The 19,835-nt window shown below is 69.6% G+C and carries 18 protein-coding genes; 11 read left to right on the top strand and 7 right to left on the bottom strand.

All coding sequences use genetic code 11. The features are described from left to right. The first annotated feature begins 699 nt into the window (after positions 1 to 699). Both dqs_RS03570 and dqs_RS03575 read left to right on the top strand, forming a co-directional pair. Entirely contained in the window at positions 700 to 1,662 is a 963-nt protein-coding gene (locus tag dqs_RS03570) for a DUF2157 domain-containing protein (RefSeq protein ID WP_065339693.1), read from the top strand. Further along, entirely contained in the window at positions 1,659 to 3,290 is a 1,632-nt protein-coding gene (locus dqs_RS03575; protein WP_065339694.1) for a GDYXXLXY domain-containing protein, read from the top strand. Before dqs_RS03570 ends, dqs_RS03575 begins: the two co-directional genes overlap by 4 nt. Positions 3,291 to 3,299: 9 nt before the next feature. Here dqs_RS03575 and gorA read toward each other — a convergent pair whose 3' ends face one another. Further along, positions 3,300 to 4,637: a glutathione-disulfide reductase gene (gene gorA, locus dqs_RS03580; RefSeq protein WP_065339695.1), complete on the bottom strand. Its 1,338-nt coding sequence runs from the start codon at positions 4,635 to 4,637 to the stop codon at positions 3,300 to 3,302. Between the two features lie 148 nt (positions 4,638 to 4,785). Here gorA and dqs_RS03585 point away from each other — a divergent pair, with 148 nt between their 5' ends. Together dqs_RS03585 and dqs_RS03590 are read left to right on the top strand one after the other, a co-directional pair. Further along, the gene (locus dqs_RS03585) at positions 4,786 to 6,690 is read left to right on the top strand and encodes an ABC transporter ATP-binding protein (RefSeq protein ID WP_269465819.1); all 1,905 of its coding nucleotides are present in this window, start codon (positions 4,786 to 4,788) and stop codon (positions 6,688 to 6,690) included. Between the two features lie 7 nt (positions 6,691 to 6,697). Next, the gene (locus dqs_RS03590) at positions 6,698 to 7,246 is read left to right on the top strand and encodes a YgjP-like metallopeptidase domain-containing protein (RefSeq protein WP_065339696.1); all 549 of its coding nucleotides are present in this window, start codon (positions 6,698 to 6,700) and stop codon (positions 7,244 to 7,246) included. A gap of 40 nt (positions 7,247 to 7,286) precedes the next feature. Here the strand turns inward: dqs_RS03590 and dqs_RS21070 are convergent, their stop codons facing one another. After that, positions 7,287 to 7,838 carry a hypothetical protein gene (locus dqs_RS21070; RefSeq protein ID WP_011764397.1) on the bottom strand — a complete coding sequence of 184 codons (552 nt, stop codon included), beginning with the start codon at positions 7,836 to 7,838 and terminating at the stop codon, positions 7,287 to 7,289. 223 nt (positions 7,839 to 8,061) lie between these two features. Here dqs_RS21070 and dqs_RS03600 point away from each other — a divergent pair, with 223 nt between their 5' ends. Genes dqs_RS03600 through dqs_RS03625 form a run of 6 tightly spaced genes read left to right on the top strand, consistent with a single transcriptional unit; the run spans position 8,062 to position 13,841 of the window. Beyond that, positions 8,062 to 8,673, top strand: coding sequence for a CDP-alcohol phosphatidyltransferase family protein (locus tag dqs_RS03600; protein ID WP_065339697.1), 612 nt, complete (start codon positions 8,062 to 8,064; stop codon positions 8,671 to 8,673). Positions 8,674 to 8,680: 7 nt separating this feature from the next. Next, positions 8,681 to 10,447: a bifunctional alpha/beta hydrolase/class I SAM-dependent methyltransferase gene (locus dqs_RS03605; RefSeq protein ID WP_065339698.1), complete on the top strand. Its 1,767-nt coding sequence runs from the start codon at positions 8,681 to 8,683 to the stop codon at positions 10,445 to 10,447. Next, entirely contained in the window at positions 10,444 to 11,802 is a 1,359-nt protein-coding gene (locus dqs_RS03610; protein WP_065341625.1) for a phosphatase PAP2/dual specificity phosphatase family protein, read from the top strand. The genes dqs_RS03605 and dqs_RS03610 overlap by 4 nt, the downstream gene beginning before the upstream one ends. Further along, positions 11,795 to 12,238: a hypothetical protein gene (locus dqs_RS03615; RefSeq protein WP_065339699.1), complete on the top strand. Its 444-nt coding sequence runs from the start codon at positions 11,795 to 11,797 to the stop codon at positions 12,236 to 12,238. Before dqs_RS03610 ends, dqs_RS03615 begins: the two co-directional genes overlap by 8 nt. A 29-nt stretch (positions 12,239 to 12,267) precedes the next feature. Further along, complete coding sequence (locus dqs_RS03620; RefSeq protein ID WP_065339700.1) at positions 12,268 to 12,891, top strand: lysophospholipid acyltransferase family protein; 624 nt, start codon at positions 12,268 to 12,270, stop codon at positions 12,889 to 12,891. A 5-nt stretch (positions 12,892 to 12,896) separates the two neighbouring features. After that, positions 12,897 to 13,841 (top strand): phosphatidate cytidylyltransferase, encoded by a 945-nt coding sequence (locus tag dqs_RS03625; protein WP_157108140.1) that lies wholly within the window; start codon positions 12,897 to 12,899, stop codon positions 13,839 to 13,841. A gap of 19 nt (positions 13,842 to 13,860) precedes the next feature. Here dqs_RS03625 and dqs_RS03630 read toward each other — a convergent pair whose 3' ends face one another. From dqs_RS03630 to napE, 5 genes are read right to left on the bottom strand one after another with little or no spacing between them, the layout of a single operon-like run. Beyond that, the gene (locus dqs_RS03630) at positions 13,861 to 14,532 is read right to left on the bottom strand and encodes a NapC/NirT family cytochrome c (RefSeq protein ID WP_011764404.1); all 672 of its coding nucleotides are present in this window, start codon (positions 14,530 to 14,532) and stop codon (positions 13,861 to 13,863) included. 12 nt (positions 14,533 to 14,544) lie between these two features. Then, the gene (locus dqs_RS03635) at positions 14,545 to 15,012 is read right to left on the bottom strand and encodes a nitrate reductase cytochrome c-type subunit (protein ID WP_011764405.1); all 468 of its coding nucleotides are present in this window, start codon (positions 15,010 to 15,012) and stop codon (positions 14,545 to 14,547) included. 10 nt (positions 15,013 to 15,022) lie between these two features. Beyond that, positions 15,023 to 17,515, bottom strand: a complete 2,493-nt coding sequence (gene napA, locus dqs_RS03640) for a periplasmic nitrate reductase subunit alpha (RefSeq protein WP_065339701.1) — start codon at positions 17,513 to 17,515, stop codon at positions 15,023 to 15,025. Then, on the bottom strand, positions 17,487 to 17,789 hold the full coding sequence (locus tag dqs_RS03645; RefSeq protein WP_169823504.1) for a chaperone NapD: 303 nt from the start codon (positions 17,787 to 17,789) through the stop codon (positions 17,487 to 17,489). Before dqs_RS03645 ends, napA begins: the two co-directional genes overlap by 29 nt. An 11-nt stretch (positions 17,790 to 17,800) precedes the next feature. After that, a complete protein-coding gene (gene napE / locus dqs_RS03650; protein ID WP_011764408.1) occupies positions 17,801 to 17,959 on the bottom strand; it encodes a periplasmic nitrate reductase, NapE protein in 159 nt (52 codons plus the stop codon). 345 nt (positions 17,960 to 18,304) lie between these two features. Between napE and urtA the strand changes: the two genes are divergently transcribed. After that, on the top strand, positions 18,305 to 19,561 hold the full coding sequence (gene urtA / locus dqs_RS03655; RefSeq protein WP_011764409.1) for an urea ABC transporter substrate-binding protein: 1,257 nt from the start codon (positions 18,305 to 18,307) through the stop codon (positions 19,559 to 19,561). The last annotated feature ends 274 nt before the right edge of the window (positions 19,562 to 19,835 follow it).

Below are 19,835 nucleotides of genomic sequence, written 5' to 3' on the forward strand. Positions count from 1 at the left end.
TCCGCCTCCTGAACGTTGGAGTCTGGCAGGGACGCTCGGGCTGGACGCGGCTACTCCTCTCCTTCAAGGGGGTGAGACAGGGGTTTCGGCAAGCACTGCTTGCGGCCTGTCGAACGACGGAGCGAAGCGAAGGCCACCGGGCTAGCCTGATTTGCCCCCTCCCCTTCAAGGGGAGGGCTGGGGTGGGGATGGGGTTTCGCTCAGCTGTTCGCTGAACCCGAACCCCATCCCCCTCCTAACCTCCCCCTTGACGGGGGAGGAACTAGAACCATCGCCCTCCACGGCATGCGTTGCGTTTCTATTTCGGCAGGGACCCGCTGCCGCTTGCCCGAGCGGTGGAGCGAAGCGAAGACTCCCGGGCTGGCCTGTTTGCTCCCTCCCCTTCAAGGGGAGGGCTGGGGTGGGGATGGGGTTTCGCTCAGCTGTTCGCTGAACCCAACCCCATCCCCCTCCTGGCCTCCCCCTTGAAGGGGGAGGAACTAGAACCGCCGTGGCTCCATGGGGCGCGGGGCTCGTTCCCCATCCTGTTCAAGCCTCCGCGCGCCAGCCAGCCCTCACCCCACCCGCTTCCGTTTGGCCGGCAAATGTGACGGGCATATGATTCCGGGCTGCGCGTCGCACGACATCGCCCCCATGCCGGCGAAGCGCGCACCGAGCTGCCCTCCATCCACCGCCCCGCACGGCTCGCCGGAGAATCCTTTGAACCCGCGTCTCAGCCTTTATGAACTCGCCGCCCGCCACCGGCTCGATGCCGGTGCCAGCGCGCGCCTCCTCGAACTTGCCGGACTCGACCGCGAACCCGCGCTGCTGCGCCCGCTTGCGGTCCGCAGCGTCGCCGTGCTGGCTGCCGCGCTCGGCGGCTTCGGCCTGATCCTGTGGGTGGCGGCGAACTGGGCGGTGTTCGGCCGCTTCGGGCGCTTCGGCCTGTTGATCGGCGCGGTGGTGGCGATGGGGCTGGGCGCGGCGCTGCGTCCGCGTCTGCGCGCGCCGCTGGCGCTGCTTGCCTTTCTCGCCACCGGCGGGCTGTTTGCCTATTTCGGCCAGACCTACCAGACCGGCGCCGACCCCTGGCAGCTGTTCGCGCTGTGGGCGGCGCTGGGCCTGCCGCTGGCGCTGGGGGTCCGTAGCGACGTGGTGTGGGCGCCCTGGGCGCTGGTCGCGGGCAGCGCCCTTTCGCTGTGGCTCTATGCCTACAACGGCCACAGCGCGTGGCGCGCCGGTGAGCTTGGCGTGCATCTCGTGTCCTGGCTGCTGTGGCTGGGCCTGGCCGCGAGCCTGAGCGCGCCCTTGCGGCGCTGGAGCGGAGCCGGGCCGTGGTCGGCGCGGCTCGCGCTGACGCTCGCGACCGCGGCGATCAGCGCCAGTGCGCTGGTGGGGCTTTTCGACGACAGCCCCATGCTCTACCTGCTCGGACTGCTGGCGCTTGCCGCCGCTGCCGCCCTGTTCGCGGCGCCGCGGGCCTTCGACGTGTACTGCGTCAGCGCCGTGGGCCTCGGGCTCAACGTGCTGCTGGTGTGCGGCCTCGCGCGGCTGTTGCTGGCGGGGCACAGCGAGGTCGGCGGCCTGCTGGTGCTCGGTGTTGCCGCGGCGGCGCTGCTGGCGGGCACGGTGGCAGTGATCCTGGCGCTGGTGCGCCGCGCGGACGACGGAGCGCGCACATGAACCGGGCACAGTGGCAGCGTCTGCTGGAAGACGCCGCGGCGGCCGGGCTGATTCCGGCAGGTGAGGCGGCGGCGCCCGGCGGTGGCCGGCCGTGGCCCGTGGTGCTGCTGACCGGGCTGGGCGCCTGGCTGGCGGCGCTTCCCTTGCTCGGCTTCGTGGCGCTGGCTATGGATCTGGTCGATAGCGGGGTGGGGGCGATCGTCGTCGGCGGTCTGCTGCTGGCGGCGGCCGTGATGGTGCTGCGCGGGCGCGGCGTGTCCTTGTTCATCGAGCAACTGGCAGTGCCCGGCCTGCTTGCCGGCGCGGGTCTGATCGCGCTCGGCCTGCTCGACAGCAGTCCGGAACGGGTGGCCGCGGGCGTGATGGCAGTGCTGGCGTTGGGCGTGGCCGCGGGGGTGCCGCAGGCGTGGCTGCGCGCCCTGCTCGGGGCCGCGGCGGCGGTGCTGATCTGGCTGGTGATCACCGACCTGGCCTATGACGGGCTCGGCTTCCTGGTGCCGCCGGCCGCGGTGCTTCATCTGCAACTGCTGGTCTGGATCGCCGCGCTGCAGGGACAGCAGCGCGCGCTTGCCGAGGGCCGTGCGGGTGTCGCCGCGGCGCTCGAAGCGATCGGCGGCGGCTGGCTGGCGGCGGTGCTCGCGGCGTTCGCGCTGTGGTCCGGCACCACCTTCCTGCTCGGTGCCAACCTCGGCGCGGCGGCAGCGGTCGAACTGGCGGAGGCGCTCGCCGACGGGCCGCGGGCGGGCGGGGCCGGGCTTGCCGGCGGGTGGGCGGGGCTGTCTGCGGTGCTGGCGCTCGGCGCCGGGCTGTGGCTGGCGCGGCGCTGGCCCGGGCTGCGCCAAGCCTGGTGCGCGGGCGTGGTCCTCGTGCTCGCCGGCCTTGCGCTCTTCCTGCCGGCGCTCGGCGCGGTGCTGCTCGCCGCCGCGATCTGCGCCGCGAGCCGCCGCGCCGTGCTGGCGCTGACTGCACTGGTGGCCGCGGCGTGGATCATCGGCGCGTTCTACTACCAGCTCGCGTGGCCGCTGGCGACCAAGGCCGGGGTGCTGGTGGGTGCCGCGGCGGTACTCGGCACGCTCGCGGCATGGGGCGCGCGTGCGCGGCAGGCGAAGCCGGCGGTGGCTGGCGTTCCGGCGCACGCCGGCCGCGGCGCGGCCTGGGTCATCGCCCTTGGCACCGTGGCGGTGGTGCTGGTGGCGGTGGGCGCCATCGTGCAGAAGGAGCAGCTGATCGCGCACGGGCGCACCGTGTTCGTGCCGCTGGCGCCGGTCGATCCGCGCTCGCTGATGCAGGGCGACTACATGGCGCTCAATTTCCTCGCCTGGGCGGAGCGTCGGGGCGAAGACCCGGACCCTTTCGTGCTCGATACGCCGCGGCTGGCGCTGCGCCTGGATGCACGCGGCGTGGTTACCGCGCGCCGGCCGGACGACGGCAGCGCGCTGCAGTCCGATGAGGTCGTGATCCGCCTGGTGCCGCGCGCCGGCCGCTGGATGCTGGTGACCGACGCCTTCTACTTTCCCGAGGGCGAGGGTGAGCGCTGGGCCGCCGCGCGCTTCGGCGAGTTCCGCGTGGATGCCGATGGCAAGGCGCTGCTGGTGGGCTTGCGCGGCGAGGACCTGGCGCCGCTGTAGAACGCCGGACTAGCGCATCGTCACCAGCTCCTCGGCGCTGGTGGGGTGGATCGCCACGGTGTCGTCGAAGTCCGCCTTGGTGGCGCCCATCCGTATCGCCACCGCGAAGCCCTGCAGCATTTCGTCCGCGCCTTCGCCGATGACGTGGCAGCCGACCACCTGCTCCTGCGGGCCGGCGCACACCAGCTTCATCGCGGTCTTGGGCCGCTGCGGCTTGAGCGCGTGGTACATCGCGGTGAAGCGGGTGTGGTAGACGCGCACGTCCGCATGGCGGGCGCGGGCGGCCTCTTCGGTCAGGCCCACGGTGCCGATCGGCGGATGACTGAACACCACCGACGGGACGTTCTCGTAGTCGAGCCGCGCTTCCGGCTGGCCGCCGAACAGGCGCGCCGCAAGACGGCGGCCGGCAGCGATCGCAACCGGGGTCAGCTCCACGCGCCCGGTGACGTCGCCGATGGCATGGATGCCGGGCACCGCGGTGTCCTGCCAGGCGTCGGTGGCGATGCTGCCGTCCTTCTCTGTGCCCAGGCCGGCGGCGGCGAGGTTCAGGCCGGCGGTGCGCGCCTGGCGGCCGATCGCCCAGATCAGCGTGTCGCCCTCGAACTCGGCGCTGCCGCAGGCCGCCCGCAGCGCACCGTCGTCCGCGCGGCGCACCGCGCCGGCTTCGCTGCCGGTGACGATGCGGATGCCGGCGTCGCGCATCTGCAATGCGAGTTCGTCGCGCACCATGGCGTCGAAGGGGCGCAGCAGATGTTCGCCGCGCACCAGCATCGTGACCTCGCTGCCAAGCGCCGCGAGCACGCCCGCCAGCTCGACCGCGATGTAGCCGCCGCCGACGACGATGGTGCGCGCCGGCAGGTGGTCGAGCGCGAAGAAGCCGTCCGACGTGATGCCGAGCGCGGCCCCGGGCGAGTCCGGCACGCGCGGTTCGCCGCCGGTGGCGATGACGATGTGGGGTGCGCTGTAGCGCTGTTCGCCAACCTCCACGGTGTGCGCATCGACGAAGCGCGCGTGGCCACGCACCACGCTGACGCCGGCCTTGTCGAGCAGGCTGGCATAGACGCCGTTGAGGTAGGCGACGAAGTCGTCGCGGCCGCGCTTCAGCGCAGCCCAGTCGAAGCGCAGGCCATCGACACGGAAGCCGAACGCCGCCGCGTCGTGCAGCGCGTGGCCGATGCCTGCCGCATGCCACATCAGCTTCTTGGGCACGCAGCCGGCATTGACGCAGGTGCCGCCGAGGCGGGCGCTTTCGATCAGCAGCACGCGCGCGCCGTATTCCGCCGCCCGCCGTGCGGTGGCGACGCCGCCGCTGCCGCCGCCGATCACCAGGTAGTCAAAGTGCGTCATCGTCGTCTCCGCAAGGGGCGCCGCGGGGCGCGGGAAGAAGAAATGCGGCGGGAATGGAACGCGCCGGGCACCAAACGGGTGCGGCGGCATCTTCTGGTATACAGCCTTGCCAGCGCCTGCCGTACGCGCCCGGATTTTGGAGATTGTCGTGTCCCGTTTGTTCCGCCTGTTCGAAAACCTGGTCGACCCTTACCCCGAGGCGCTGCCGCGCACGCCACCGCGCGGTTTTCTCGCCTTCCTGTGGGCGGGCACCGAGGGCGTGCGGCCCTACATCCTCGGCATGACGGCGCTGACCGCGACGATCGGGGCCTTCGAGGCGCTGCTGTTCGCGATGCTGGGACGCATCGTGGACTGGCTGTCGGCGATCGCGCCCGCGCACCTGTGGGCGGACGAAGGCGGCACGCTGCTCGCGCTGGGCGCCGTCATCGTCGGCAGCATCGCGCTGGTCGCGCTGCAGACCATGCTCAAGCACCAGACGCTGGCGGGCAATTTCCCGATGCGCCTGCGCTGGAACTTCCACCGCCTGATGTTGGGCCAGAGCATGGCCTTCTACCAGGACGAGTTTGCCGGCCGGGTGGCGGCCAAGGTGATGCAGACGGCGCTCGCGGTGCGCGACACGTGCCTGATCCTCACCGACATCCTGGTGTTCGTGGTGATCTACTTCGTCACGCTGGCGGCGGTGGTGGGCAGCTTCGACGCCTGGCTGCTGCTGCCCTTCCTCGGCTGGATCGGGTGCTATCTCACCGCGCTGCGCTGGTTCGTGCCGCGCCTGTCGGCGGTGTCGCGCGCGCAGGCGGACGCCCGCGCGCTGATGACCGGGCGCATCACCGACGCCTACACCAACATCGCCACGGTGAAGCTGTTCTCGCACGCGGGGCGCGAGGCCTCGTACGCGCGCGCGGCGATGAAGGAGTTCATGGTGACGGTGCATGGCCAGATGCGGCTGGTGAGCGGCATCGAGGTCATCAATCACAGCCTCAGCATGGGCTTGATCCTGAGCACCGCCGGGGTGGCGCTGTGGCTGTGGACGCAGGGCCAGGTGGGCATCGGCGCGGTGGCGGCGGCGACCGCGATGGCGCTGCGGCTGAACGGCATGTCGCACTGGGTGATGTGGGAGCTGGCTTCGCTGTTCGAGCATGTCGGCACCGTGCAGGACGGCATCAACACCCTGGCGCGGCCGCACGTGGTGGTCGACCGCCCTGATGCGCGCCCGCTGCAGGTGAGCCGCGGCGAGATCCGCTTCGAGTCGCTGTCCTTCAGCTACGGCGAACGCGATCCGCAGGCGCGCAAGGTCATCGATGCGCTCGACCTGGTGATCCGGCCGGGCGAGAAGATCGGCCTGGTGGGGCGCTCGGGCGCGGGCAAATCGACCATCGTGAATCTGCTGCTGCGCTTCTACGACGTGGACCAGGGCCGCATCCTGATCGACGGCCAGGACATTGCCGGGGTGACGCAGGACAGCCTGCGCGCGCAGATCGGCATGGTCACGCAGGACACCTCGCTGCTGCACCGCTCCGTGCGCGACAACATCCTGTATGGCCGCCCGGACGCGAGCGACGAGGACATGATCGCCGCCGCCCGCCGCGCCGAAGCGCACGAATTCGTCCAGGGGCTGGGCGATCCGCAGGGACGCCGGGGCTACGATGCTCACGTCGGCGAGCGCGGGGTCAAGCTCTCCGGCGGGCAGCGCCAGCGCATCGCGATCGCGCGGGTGATGCTGAAGGACGCGCCCATCCTGTTGCTGGACGAGGCCACCAGCGCGCTCGACTCCGAGGTCGAGGCCGCGATCCAGGCCAGCCTGTACCGGCTGATGGAAGGCAAGACGGTGGTGGCGATCGCCCACCGGCTATCGACGATCGCGGCGATGGACCGGCTGATCGTGCTCGACCGCGGCCGCATCGTCGAGGAAGGCGACCACCGCAGCCTGCTGGCGCGCGGCGGTCTCTACGCGCGGCTGTGGGCTCACCAGAGCGGCGGTTTCCTCGGCGAGGAAGCGGATGACGAGCTGTCGCCCCCCGCGGGCGGCGCCAGCCGGCTGGCCGAGCCGGTGTGAGGCGGCGATGAGCACGATGAAATACCTCGCCGGCTACCCGGCGCCGCTGGTTGCCCAGGTGAGCGCGCTGATGGAGGAGGGCCGGCTGGCGGCAATGCTGGCCGGGCGCTACCGGACGGCACACGCGGTGCGCACCGACGCCGCGCTGTACGACTACGTGGCCGGTCTGAAGGCCGAATTCATGCGCAAGGCCGAGCCGCTGTCGCGCGTGCAGTACGACAACACGCTGCATGTCGTGCGCCACGCGCTCGGAACCCACACCGCGATCTCGCGCGTGCAGGGCAGCAAACTCAAGGCGAAGCGCGAAATCCGCATCGCCAGCCTGTTCCGCGAAGTGCCGGACGAGTTCCTGCGCATGATCGTGGTGCACGAACTCGCCCACCTGAAGGAGCGCGAGCACGACAAGGCCTTCTACCAGCTATGCACCCACATGGAACCGGCCTACCACCAGTACGAGTTCGACCTGCGGGTGTATCTGTGCCACCTCGAGGCCGGCGGCGCGCGCTTGTGGGGCGCGGGCGGGACCGCGCCCGCGGCGGCGGGCGCAGGCCACTGAGCGCGAAAGGCGGCGCCGGGTCAGGCGTCGCCCGCCGCGATCACATCCGGCTGAGATCCTCGATCGCATCGACCACCATGCTGGTGCCGATCGCGATCATCAGGATGTCGCTCGCGACACGCACGTACTTGTAGCCCGGCGGCGGCACGCCGATCTCGACCACGAGCGCGGGCGGAAGGTCGTAATAGACCACGTCGCGCGGCAGCGGCCGGCCGCGGCTCCACTTCTTGGCCTGGCCCGGCGGCATGCAGCCGTTGTGCTTCTTCGCCAGCCCCGGCGGACAGTGGCCGCCCGAGAACTCGCGGTGGTAGTACTCGCGGATGACGGTGCGCTGGCGGTCGTGGAAGTGCACGTCCACCGATACCGAGGGCGCGCGGCGGTCGTCGCGGTAGTCGCGCTCGCCCCGGCGGTCATCTCCGCGACGGTCGTCCCGGTCCGGGCCGCCGCGGCCCTTGTCGCGCTGTTCGTGCTTGCCGCCGCCATGGCCGCCGCCGGCCCAGTCGGGCTTCTCCGCGAGGGCGGGGGTGGCGGCAAGAATGCCCGTCGTCAGGGCGGCGAGCACGCCTGCCTTGAGGGAGGTGCCTGGTCGCATGATCTTCTCCTTGTGTTTGCGCTGTGGCCGCCCTTGCGTGGGGCTGGCCCGACCGGTTGTCCGGTCTGTGGTCTTGCATCCGCGCGCGCGGGCGCGGGTTTCACGATATGCCGCCTCCGGCGGACAGAGCTGTAAGCGTCGGTGACGCCCGGCCATGCAGGAGGTACTTTTTCTATGCTGTATAAATATGTAGTATCTCGCGATCCTGTTCCGGGCGTCGCCGATGTCATCGATCTACCTGCTCAAGTCGCGTTTCCAGTCCCTGCTTCGCCCCCTGGTGCGCCGGCTTGCGGCCGCGGGCGTCACAGCCAACCAGGTCACGCTCGCCGCGGCCGCCGTGTCCATCGCGCTGGGCGCGTTGCTGTTCTTCGTGCCGCGGCCGGCGCTGTTCCTGCTGCTGCCGGGGTGGATGTTCCTGCGCATGGCGCTGAACGCCATCGACGGCATGCTCGCGCGCGAGTTCGGCCAGAAGTCGGCGCTTGGCGCCTACCTTAACGAACTCGCCGACGTCATCGCCGACGCGGCGCTGTTCCTGCCGTTCGCACTGGTGCCGCCGTTCGGGTGGGAAAGTGTGGGTGCGGTGACCCTGCTTGCCTCGTGGTCCGAGATGGCCGGCGCCCTCGGGCCGATGGTCGGCGCGCCGCGTTGCTATGACGGGCCGATGGGCAAGAGCGACCGCGCGTTCCTGTTTGGCGCCCTCGGCCTCTGGCTGGGGCTGGCCGGCACGCTGCCCGGCTGGCTGGCGTGGGTAATGCCCGCCGCGGCCGCGGCGATCGCGCTCAATCTCATCAACCGCGTGCGCAGCGGCGTGCGCCAGGCTTCTTCGTCCCGTTGAGGGTTACATGACCACTACCCGTCCGGTCCAGCAACACCATTTCACCACCCACGATGGCGTCGCCCTGTTCTATCGCTACTGGCCCGCCACGGCGCCGCGGCGCGGCTGCGTGGTGATGTTCCACCGTGGCCACGAGCACTCGGGGCGCATGGCGCATCTGGCCGATGAACTGGCGCTGCCGGAATTCGACATCTTCGCCTGGGATGCCCGCGGCCACGGCATGTCGCCGGGCGCGCGCGGCGACTCGCCCAGCCTGGGCAGCTCGGTGCGCGACGTGCAGACCTTCATCGAGCATATCCGCGACACCTGGGGCATTGCCGAGCAGGACATGGCGGTGCTGGCGCAAAGCGTCGGTGCTGTGCTGGTGAGCACCTGGGCGCACGACTACGCGCCGCGCGTGCGCTGTCTGGTGCTCGCGTCGCCGGCGTTCAAGGTCAAGCTCTACGTGCCGTTCGCGCGCGCCGGTCTGGCGCTGATGCGGCGCCTGCGCGGCAATTTCTTCGTCAACAGCTACGTCAAGTCCAAGTTCCTCACGCACGATCCGGCGCGCCAGGCGTCCTACGACGCCGATCCGCTGATCGCGCGCGCGATCTCGGTCAACATCCTGCTTGCGCTGTACGAGGCCGGCGAGCGTGTGGTCGCCGACGCGCAGGCGATCACGGTGCCGACGCAGCTGCTGATCTCCGGTGCCGACTGGGTGGTGCATCACGCGCCCCAGCACGCGTTCTTCGACCGCCTGGGTTCCGCCGTCAAGGAAAAGCACGTGCTGCCCGGCTTCTTCCACGACACCCTGGGCGAGCGCGACCGCACGCTCGCGATCGACAAGGTGCGCGACTTCATCCTGCGCCAGTTCGCCGCTGCGCCCCAGCGCGTCGGCCTGCTGGAATCGCATCGCCAGGGACCAAGCTTTGAAGAAGCGCGCGCGCTCGCGGCGCCGCTGCCGGCGCTCAGCCCGCGAGGGTTGTACTGGAAGGCCTATCGCGCCGGGCTGCGCGTGGGCGGCTGGCTGTCGGCCGGTGTCCGGCTGGGGCACGACACCGGCTTCGATTCCGGCAGCACGCTCGACTATGTCTATCGCAACACCCCTACGGGCCGTGGCCCGCTCGCGCCGCTGGGGCGGCTGGTGGACCGGCGGTACCTCGATGCGATCGGTTGGCGCGGTATCCGCCAGCGCAAGCTGAACGTCGAAGAACTGCTGCAGAAGGCGCTCGCGCTGCTGCAGCGCGACGGCCGCCCGGTGCGGGTGCTCGACATCGCCGCCGGCCACGGCCGTTACGTGCTCGAGGGCCTGGCGCGGGCGCCCCAGCGCGTGGAAGCCATCCTGCTGCGCGACTTCAGCGAGATCAACGTGCGCGACGGCAGCGCCCTGATCGCCGCGAAGGGGCTGGCGGACATCGCCCGCTTCGAGCGCGGCGACGCGTTCGACGAGGCGTCGGTCGCCACGGTCCGCCCGCGTCCCACCATCGGCATCGTCTCCGGGCTCTACGAACTCTTTCCCGACAACGATGCGGTGCGCCGCTCGCTCGCCGGCATGGCCGCGGCGGTCGAACCCGGTGGCTACCTGATCTACACCGGCCAGCCCTGGCACCCGCAGCTCGAAATGATCGCCCGCGCGCTCACCAGCCATCGCGGCGGCGCGGCCTGGGTAATGCGGCGGCGCTCGCAGGCGGAGATGGACCAGCTGGTGGAGGCGGCGGGCTTCGACAAGCTGGAGCAGCGGGTGGACGAGTGGGGCATCTTCACCGTCTCGCTGGCGCGCCGGCGCGCCGCATGAGCCGCCCCGTGCCCGCGCTGGCGCTGCCGCTGACGGACGGGCGCATCCACTGGCTGCGCAGCATCGGCTGGCTGGTGCTGCTCGGCCCCTTCTTCTTTCTCAGCTACGGCTACGCCAATTCCATGGCCGCGGCGCGCGGCGTCACCGACGCGCTGTTCTTCGAGTGGGAGCGCGCGATTCCCTTCGTGCCGTGGAGCATCGTGCCGTACTGGTCGATCGACCTGCTCTACGGCCTGTCCTTCCTGTGCTGCCGGAGCGCGCAGGCGGTCGATCGCCAGGCGTATCGTCTGCTCGCCGCGCAATGCGTGTCGGTTGCCTGCTTCCTGCTGTTCCCGCTGCGTTTCGCGTTCGAGCGGCCCGCCGCGGACGGTCTGCCCGGCACCCTGTTCACGCTGCTCGCCGGCTTCGATCAGCCCTACAACCAGGCGCCCTCGCTGCACATCAGCCTGCTGGTGATCATCTGGGCGTGCTTCGCCCGCGCCGTGCCGGGGCGCTGGCGCGGGGTGGTCCATGTCTGGGCGCTGGCGATCGGGCTCTCGGTGCTGACCACCTACCAGCACCACTTCATCGATGTGCCGACGGGCGCCGCGGTGGGCCTGCTGTGCCTCTGGTTGTGGCCGGAGCGCGGACCTTCTCCGCTTGCGGGCTGGCGCCGCCGGGCAAGCCGGGGCCGCCTGCGTCTGGCCTTTGCCTACCTGGCCGGCGCGGCCCTTCTCGCAGCGGCCGCGCTCGCGGTGGGCGGCGTGGCCCTGTGGCTCGCCTGGCCCGCGCTGGCGCTCGCCCTGGTGGCGTTCTGCTACGCCGGGCCGGGGGCGGCGGGATTCCAGAAGGACGCCACGGGCCACAGCATCGCGGCACGCTGCCTGTTCGCGCCCTACATGCTCGGTGCCTGGCTCAACTCGCGCGCGTGGACGCGCCGCCAGCCGCGGCCGGACGCGGTTTGCGACGGGGTCTGGGTGGGCCGCATGCCGGACGCGGCGGCGATGCGGGCCGGCGGATTTGCCGCCTTGTTCGACCTGTCCGCCGAACTGCCCGCGCCGCGCGGGCCGTGGCGTTACGCCACGCTCCCATGGCTGGATCTGGTGGCGCCGGAATCGTCCGCGCTGATCGCCGCCGCGCGCGGCATCGAGGCCGAACGGCGGGCTGCCAACGGACCGCTGCTGGTGTGCTGCGCGCTCGGCTATTCGCGCAGTGCCGCCGCCGTCGCGGCCTGGCTGCTGCTCAGCGGACGCGCCGCCGATGTCGATCAGGCGGTGGCCATGGTGGCGCGCGCCCGTCCGCGCGTCGTCCTCGGGGACGGCCTGCGCGCGGCGCTGGCAGGCTGCGCCGCGCAGACGGGCAGCGCCGATGAGTGACCGCGAGCGCGTGGACGCCGCCGCGCGTGCCGCCGCGTGCGCGGATCTGCTCGCGCTCGGCCGCCCGCTCGGGCGTGCGTCGGCGGCCCTGGCGCTGTTCGCGCTGGCGGTCCTGATGCTAGGCCGCGAGATCCCCGCGCTGCCGCTGTGGGCGAGCCTGCTGCTGGCGCTGCCGGCGCAGTACCACGCGTTGCGGGTGGCCTACGACGAGCGGGTGTTCCGGCGCTGGTCCGGACACTGGCTGCACGATCCCGCTGCTGCTCCCGCCGATACGATGGCGGCATTCGATCGCGCGCTCGGGCTGGCGCCGGCCGGGCGTTCGCTTGCCGACCGCTGTCGCGGTGCGAGGCGGCTGCTCCAGCGCCAGCTGATCGCGACCGTGTTGCAGCTGGCATGTCTGGTGGCGGCGGCGCTGTATATTCGCTGGCCTTACTGACAGGCAGGGCATCGGAGCGGGGCGCGGGCATGGGACTTGAAAGACTCACGGGGTCGGCCCTGTGTGGGTTCGCCAAACTGATCACCGGGGTGAGGGCCACCTGGCGCGACAATGCGCCCGACGCGCGCCAACGCGTGTATTTCGCCAACCACCGCAGCCATGGCGACTTCCTGCTGATCTGGGCGTCGCTGCCACCCGCGCTGCGGCAATCCACCCGGCCGGTTGCCGGGGCGGACTACTGGCTGACGGACCGGCTGCGGCGCTACATCGCGGAGCGGGTGTTCCGCGGGGTGTTGATCGACCGCAGCGCCGCCAGCCGGCAAGCCGACCCGGTGGCGCAGATGAGCGCGGCGCTGGCCGCTGGTGACTCCCTGATCGTGTTCCCGGAAGGCACGCGCAACCTCGGCGACGGCCTGCTGCCGTTCAAGAGCGGCATCTATCATCTCGCGCGCGCCAATCCGGCGGTGGAGTTCGTGCCGGTGTGGATCGAGAACCTGGGGCGGGTGATGCCCAAAGGCAGCTACGTGCCGGTGCCGCTGCTGTGTTCGCTCAGCTTCGGCGGCGCGCTGCAATGGCAGGCCGGCGAGGCCAAGACCGATTTTCTCGCCCGCGCCCGCACGGCGCTGCTCGACCTGGCCCCCGCACTGGATTGACGATCATGAACCTCAGCGAAACCCTGGTTGCCGTGTTCGGCGGCGTGTTCGCAGTGCTCGCCGCCGCCAGCCTGGTAGGCGCCGTGCTCAAGTTCCGCCTTGCGCCGGCCACGCCGCACGCGGTGATCGACAACCTCAACGCGCGGCTCAAGGCGTGGTGGGTGATGATCGGGCTGATCGCGCTTGCGATCTGGGCCGGCGACGGCGGCGTCATCGGGCTGTTCGCCTTCATTTCCTTCCAGTGCCTGCGCGAATTCGTCTCGCTCACGCACACCCGGCGCGGCGACCATCGGGCGCTGCTGTGGAGCTTCTTCGTGTTGCTGCCGCTGCAGTACTACCTGATCGCGATCGGCTGGTACGGGCTGTTCTCGATCCTGATCCCGGTGTACGGCTTCCTGCTGTTGCCGATCTCGGCGGCGCTCGGCAGCGACACCACGCGCTTTCTCGAACGCGCGGCCAAGGTGCAGTGGGGGCTGATGATCTGCGTGTATTGCCTGTCGCACGTGCCGGCGCTGCTGACGCTGCAGATTCCGGGCTACGAGGGCAAGGGCGCGCTGCTGATCGTGTTCCTGGTGCTGGTGGTGCAGTCGTCCGACGTCTTCCAGTATGTGTGGGGCAAGCTGTGCGGACGGCACAAGCTCAACCCCGCGGTGTCGCCGTCGAAAACCGTGGAAGGCCTGCTCGGCGGCGTCGCCAGCTCCACCGCGGTGGGCGCGGCGATGTGGTGGATCACGCCGTTCTCGCCGCTGCAGGCAGCCGCCGTGGCGCTGGTGGTGAATGTGCTCGGCTTCTTCGGCGGCTTCGTGCTGTCGGCGATCAAACGCGATCGCGGCGTGAAGGACTGGGGCAGCCTGATCGAAGGCCACGGCGGCATGCTCGACCGCGTCGATTCGATCAGCTTCTCCGCCCCGGTGTTCTTCCACATCGTCCGCTACTGGTGGGTGCCGTAGCGGCGCTGCCCGCCGTCGCTCACCGCGGCGCGGGCGGCGCCATGTCCTCCTGCAGTCCGCCGCTGACCAGCGCCGGCAGCACGTTGCGCCCGCCATGGGCTTCGACCAGCCTGTCCACGCCTTCCAGGTTGGGCAGGCGGTGGGCGATGCCGATGTGGCAGTCGATGCAGGTGCGTTCGCCCTTGGCCAGCGAAGTGGAATGTGCGTGTTGCGCGCGCGGGCTCTGGCGGGTGAAGTCCATCGAGTTGAACTGGTGGCAGTTGCGGCATTCCAGCGAGTTGTTGGCCTTGAGCCGGCGCCATTCGTTGACCGCCAGCGCCAGGCGCATGCCCTCGAACTTCTCGCGCGTCGAGATGGTGCCGAACACCTTGCCCCACACCTCCTTCGATGCCTGCATCTTGCGCGCGATCTTGGCCGTCCAGCGGTGCGGCACGTGGCAGTCCGGGCAGGTGGCGCGCACCCCGCTGCGGTTGGTGAAGTGGATGGTGGGCTGCAGCTCCTGGTAGACGTTGTCGTACATCTCGTGGCAACTGGTGCAGAACGGCTCGGTGTTGGTGGCTTCCAGCGCGGTGTTGAAGCCGCCCCAGAACAACACCCCGCCGACAAAGCCGCCGATCACCAGCAGACCCAGGCTGTAGTGCGTGCTGGGGCGGCGGATCACCCGCCAGTACCGCTTCAGAAGGCCGAACATGGGCGCCTCCGCTCAGCGTTGCTCGGGCAGCGTGGAGGCGGAGCCGCCGCGCCTGAGCATGGTTTCGACGTCGATGAAGCGGTTCTCCACGATCGGATTGACCGGCACCTGGGGCACGTGGCACTGCAGGCAGAAATAACGCCGCGGCGACAGCTCGGCGAGGAAGTTGCCGTCGCGGTCGGTGAAGTGGGACACGCTGATCATCGGCGCCTGGCTCTGCTCGGTGCGGGTGCGGGCGTGGCACATCATGCAGCGATTGACGTTGCGGTCGAGCTGGTAGCCCTCGATCTTGTGCGGAATAATCGGCGGCTGCATGGCGTAGGCGCGCTGGCGGCGCACGTCGCTGTTGTCCGGGTTCTGCAGCGGCGGTGGCGTGCGTTCCTCCATCAGCGGCGTGGGGCCGCGGGCGTTGTCGACATGCTGGGCGAGCGCGGCGCCGGCGAAGGCGGCAGCCAGCGCGAAGGGAAGCAGGATGCGCATGGCTGTTCTCCTAGACCTTGCGGATGTTCACCGCGCACTTCTTGAAGTCCGTCTGCAGCGAGATCGGGCAGGTCGCGTCCAGCGTCACCTTGTTGATCAGCTGGCTGGCATCGAACCAGGGCACGAACACCAGGCCCGGTGGCGGCTTGTTGCGGCCGCGCGTCTCCACCCGGGTGCGCATGACCCCGCGGCGCGACACCACCTCGATCTCGTCGCCGCGGCGCAGGCCGAGCTTGCGGGTGTCGTCCGGGTGCATGAAGCACACCGCATTCGGGAAGGCGCGGTGCAGTTCCGGCACGCGCTGCGTCATCGAGCCGGAATGCCAGTGTTCCAGCACACGGCCGGTGCATAGCCAGAACGGGTACTCCTTGTCCGGCTCCTCGGCCGCCGGTTCGTAGGGCAGGGCGTAGATCACCGCCTTGCCGTCGGGCATGCCGTAGAACTTCACGTCCTCGCCGGCCTTCACGTAGGGGTCCAGGCCCTCGCGGTAGCGCCAGCGCGTTTCCTGGCCGTTTACCACCGGCCAGCGCAGCCCGCGCACCTGGTGGTAGGTGTCGAAAGGCGCGAGGTCGTGGCCGTGGCCGCGGCCAAACTGGGCGTACTCCTCGAACAGCCCCTTCTGCGGGTAGAAGCCGAAGGCGCGGGCTTCGTCGTTGGCGTAGCCGGCCTCGACCTGCGTGGCGGGGAACTTGTCGACCTCGCCGTTGCGGAACAGCACGTCGAACAAGGTCTTGCCGCGGTACTGCGGCGCCTTGGCCAGCAGTTCGGCGGGCCACACTTCTTCCATGCGGAAGCGCTTGGAGAATTCCATCAGCTGCCACAGGTCCGAACGCGCCTGTCCGGGCGCCTGCACCAGCTGGTGCCAGAACTGGGTGCGGCGCTCGGCGTTGCCGTAGGCGCCTTCTTTCTCCACCCACATCGCCGTCGGCAGCACCAGGTCCGCCGCCACCGTGGTCATGGTCGGGTAGGCGTCGGACACCACGACGAAGTTGGACGGGTTGCGGTAGCCGGGCCAGGCTTCCTGCGCGATGTTGGGCGCGGCCTGCATGTTGTTGTTGCACATCACCCAGTAGGCCTGCAGTTGGCCGTCCTTGAGCATGCGGTTCTGCAACACCGCGTGGTAGCCCGGCTTGTCGGGGATGGTGCCTGCCGGCAGCTTCCAGATGCGTTCCGCGGTTTCGCGGTGCTGCGGATTGGTGACGACCATGTCGGCCGGCAGCCGGTGCGAGAAGGTGCCGACCTCGCGCGCGGTGCCGCAGGCCGAAGGCTGGCCGGTGAGCGAGAACGGCCCGTTGCCCGGCGACGAGATCTTGCCGGTGAGCAGGTGCAGGTTGTACAGCAGGTGGCTGCACCAGGTGCCGCGCGTGTGCTGGTTGAAGCCCATCGTGAACAGCGACATCACCTTGACCTTGGGATCGGCGTAGAGCTGCGCGAGCTGCTCCAGCCGGTCCTTCGGCACATTGGACAGGCGCGCCACCGTGTCCACGTCGTACTTGGCCACGAAGGCGGCGTACTCGTCGAACGTGCTCGGCTGTCCGCCGCCCGGCGCGGCGACGTTCTTGGCCTTCTGCAGCGGGTGCTCCGGCCGCAGGCCGTAGCCGATGTCGGTGTTGCCGGTCATGAAGCGGGTGTGGCGGTTGATGAAGTCGCGATTCACCGCGCCGCGCTGGATGATGTAGTTGGCGATGTAGTTGAGGATCGCGAGGTCGGTCTGGGGGCGGAAGGTCAGCGTCAGGTCGGCGAGGTCGTAACAGCGGTGTTCGAACACCGACAGCACCGCGACCCTCGACTGCGGCGCGGACAGCCGGCGGTCGGTCAGCCGCGTCCACAGGATGGGGTGCATCTCTGCCATGTTCGCGCCCCACAGCACGAAGGCGTCGGCCTGCTCGAAGTCGTCGTAGCAGCCCATCGGCTCGTCCATGCCGAAGGTGCGCATGAAGCCGGCCACGGCGGAGGCCATGCAATGGCGCGCGTTGGGGTCGATGTTGTTGGAACGGAAGCCTGCCTTGTAGAGCTTGGCGGCGGCGTAACCTTCCCAGATGGTCCATTGGCCCGAGCCGAACATGCCCACGCCGGACGGCCCCTTCTCGCGCAGCGCCTTCTTGAACTGCTCGGCCATCACGTCGAAGGCGCGCTCCCAGCTCACCGGCTGCAGATCGCCGTTCTTGTCGTACTGGCCGTTGGTCTGGCGCAGCAGCGGCTCGGTCAGGCGGTCGGCGCCGTACATGATCTTGGACAGGAAGTAGCCCTTGACGCAGTTGATGCCGCGATTGACCTCGGCGTTGATGTCGCCGTGGGTGGCGACGACGCGGTTGTCGCGCACCGCCACGTTCACCCCGCAGCCCACGCCGCAGAAGCGACAGGGCGCCTTGTGCCAGGCGAGCTTGGTCAGCGCGGCGTCGGTGACGATGTTGGCGCCCAGCGTTTCGGCCGGGATGCCGGCCGCAGCAGCGGTGCTGAGGGCGGCGGACTGCTTAATGAACGCGCGGCGGGTCAGCTTCATCGTCGATCTCCTCATCCATCTCGGCGCCGGTCTCGGTGTGCTGGTACACCAGCGCGACATTGGCCACCCCGGCGAGATCGCGGATGCGGTCGAGCAGGGCAAGGGTTTCGTCAGCGCTGGCGCACTCGCACACCACCACGAGCTTGCCGGTTTCGCTGACGGCGCAGACCTCGGCTTCCGGGAAATTCGCCACCGCCGCGCAGACCGCCTGCACGTGGTCGGGCAGCGCCTGAACCAGGACGCCGGTCACATGAACCTCGATGTCTTCAAGCACGGTGGGCGGCCTCAGGAGGTGGGCAACTGGCCGCTGAGCAGCTGGAACATCCACACCGCGAAGCCATAGCCGGCCACGATCAGCACGGCGAGCACAGGGGCGGTGACGAAGGCGAGAAACAGGAAGGAGCGCAACTCCTCCTGGCGGGTAGACGGCGGTTCTTGTGACATCTGCATCTCCTCTGAGGGGGCCGGAGGGGAGGCTCCGGACACGAGATGTAAGCCGCATTACCCAATCCGACCACCCCGGTTTGAAAAATGTTCCCAACTAGAACAATGACTTGCGCTGCGCTGCAGCAGCGCATGCCGCTGTAATGAAGGGCGCGCGCGCCACGCTGTTCGCGTCCGCGGACACCTCATGTCGGGGAAGGGCGGGAGGATGCGCCGGGCATCGGCACGCCGCGGGGTACGCCATCTTGCGTATTCCGGTGCCGCCGCCCGACGCCTAATCTCGACTCGTGCACTGCAACGCGGCCCCGGCCGCATCCAGAACCGTCCTAGACCAGGGAGACCTACATGCAAACCCGTCGCAGCTTCATCAAGGCCCTCGCGCTGTCCGCTTCCATCGCCGCGATCGGCGCGCCGTTCGGCGCCCACGCCGCCGACACCATCAAGGTCGGCATCCTGCATTCGCTGTCGGGCACGATGGCGATCTCCGAGACCGCGCTGAAGAACGTCGCGCTGATGACGATCGAGGAAATCAACGCCAAGGGCGGCGTGATGGGCAAGAAGCTGGAGCCGGTGGTGGTCGACCCGGCGTCGAACTGGCCGCTGTTCGCCGAGAAGGCGCGCCAGCTGGTTGCCCAGGACAAGGTCGCCGCGGTGTTCGGCTGCTGGACCTCGGTCTCCCGCAAGTCGGTGAACCCGGTGTTCAAGGAATTGAACGGCCTGCTGTTCTACCCGGTGCAGTACGAAGGCGAAGAGCTGGAAAAGAACGTGTTCTACACCGGCGCCGCGCCCAACCAGCAGGCCATCCCGGCCGTGGAATACCTGATGAGCGCCGAAGGCGGCAGCGCCAAGCGCTTCGTGCTGCTGGGCACCGACTACGTGTATCCGCGCACCACCAACAAGATCCTGCGCGCCTTCCTCAAGAGCAAGGGCGTGGCCGATGCGGACATCATGGAGGACTACACTCCCTTCGGTCACTCGGACTACCAGACCATCATCGCCAACATCAAGAAGTTCGCCTCCGAGGGCAAGAAGACGGCGGTGATCTCCACCATCAACGGCGACTCCAACGTGCCGTTCTACAAGGAACTCGGCAACGCCGGCCTGAAGGCGACCGACGTGCCGGTGGTGGCGTTCTCGGTGGGTGAAGAGGAACTGCGCGGCGTCGACACCAAGCCGCTGGTCGGCCACCTCGCCGCCTGGAACTACTTCATGACCGTGAAGAACCCGGAAAACACCGCCTTCATCAAGAAGTACAAGGACTGGGCGAAGAAGAACGGCGTGCCCAACGCCGACACCGTGGTCACCAACGACCCGATGGAAGCCACCTACGTCGGCATCTACATGTGGAAGCAGGCGGTCGAGAAGGCCAAGTCCACCGACACCGACAAGGTCATCGCCGCGCTCGGCGGCCAGACCTTCAAGGCGCCGTCCGGCTTCACGCTGACCATGGACAAGACCAACCACCACCTGCACAAGCCGGTGTTCATCGGCGAAGTGCGCGCCGACGGCCAGTTCGACGTGGTGTGGAAGACCAAGGAGCCGATCCGCGCCCAGCCGTGGAGCCCGTTCATCCCGGGTAACGAAGGCAAGCAGGGGCTTTGAGTCAGGGTTCGCTTTGTCCCTCCCCTTTCAAGGGGGGCGGAGCCGGGGTTTCTGCAAGCATGCTTGCCGCCGGTGTAGCGGCGAGGCGAAGCCGAGACTCCCGGTTAGGAGGGGGATGGGGTTGGGCACGCGTCTGACCCCATCCCCACCCCAGCCCTCCCCTTGAAGGGGAGGGAGTTTCACCTCCCGCCGGCTGCGGCGTTCGTCCGACACCGGCCGCTTGTTTGCCCCGAATTCCCGATTCGCCCCCGCGGGCGAATGATCCGATGGAGCC

Origin of the sequence: Azoarcus olearius, from assembly GCF_001682385.1 — a bacterium.
In the GTDB taxonomy this organism is placed as follows: Bacteria; Pseudomonadota; Gammaproteobacteria; order Burkholderiales; family Rhodocyclaceae; genus Azoarcus; species Azoarcus olearius.

What these genes read in the sequence shown, in the direction of transcription:
- napA (WP_065339701.1), bottom strand. Translation starts at nt 17,515, where the DNA reads ATGAAGCTGACCCGCCGCGCGTTCATTAAGCAGTCCGCCGCCCTCAGC.
- dqs_RS21070 (WP_011764397.1), bottom strand. Translation starts at nt 7,838, where the DNA reads ATGCGACCAGGCACCTCCCTCAAGGCAGGCGTGCTCGCCGCCCTGACG.
- dqs_RS03635 (WP_011764405.1), bottom strand. Translation starts at nt 15,012, where the DNA reads ATGCGCATCCTGCTTCCCTTCGCGCTGGCTGCCGCCTTCGCCGGCGCC.
- dqs_RS03600 (WP_065339697.1), top strand. Translation starts at nt 8,062, where the DNA reads ATGTCATCGATCTACCTGCTCAAGTCGCGTTTCCAGTCCCTGCTTCGC.
- dqs_RS03575 (WP_065339694.1), top strand. Translation starts at nt 1,659, where the DNA reads ATGAACCGGGCACAGTGGCAGCGTCTGCTGGAAGACGCCGCGGCGGCC.
- dqs_RS03605 (WP_065339698.1), top strand. Translation starts at nt 8,681, where the DNA reads ATGACCACTACCCGTCCGGTCCAGCAACACCATTTCACCACCCACGAT.
- urtA (WP_011764409.1), top strand. Translation starts at nt 18,305, where the DNA reads ATGCAAACCCGTCGCAGCTTCATCAAGGCCCTCGCGCTGTCCGCTTCC.
- dqs_RS03615 (WP_065339699.1), top strand. Translation starts at nt 11,795, where the DNA reads ATGAGTGACCGCGAGCGCGTGGACGCCGCCGCGCGTGCCGCCGCGTGC.
- dqs_RS03625 (WP_157108140.1), top strand. Translation starts at nt 12,897, where the DNA reads ATGAACCTCAGCGAAACCCTGGTTGCCGTGTTCGGCGGCGTGTTCGCA.
- napE (WP_011764408.1), bottom strand. Translation starts at nt 17,959, where the DNA reads ATGTCACAAGAACCGCCGTCTACCCGCCAGGAGGAGTTGCGCTCCTTC.
- gorA (WP_065339695.1), bottom strand. Translation starts at nt 4,637, where the DNA reads ATGACGCACTTTGACTACCTGGTGATCGGCGGCGGCAGCGGCGGCGTC.
- dqs_RS03590 (WP_065339696.1), top strand. Translation starts at nt 6,698, where the DNA reads ATGAGCACGATGAAATACCTCGCCGGCTACCCGGCGCCGCTGGTTGCC.
- dqs_RS03630 (WP_011764404.1), bottom strand. Translation starts at nt 14,532, where the DNA reads ATGTTCGGCCTTCTGAAGCGGTACTGGCGGGTGATCCGCCGCCCCAGC.
- dqs_RS03620 (WP_065339700.1), top strand. Translation starts at nt 12,268, where the DNA reads ATGGGACTTGAAAGACTCACGGGGTCGGCCCTGTGTGGGTTCGCCAAA.
- dqs_RS03610 (WP_065341625.1), top strand. Translation starts at nt 10,444, where the DNA reads ATGAGCCGCCCCGTGCCCGCGCTGGCGCTGCCGCTGACGGACGGGCGC.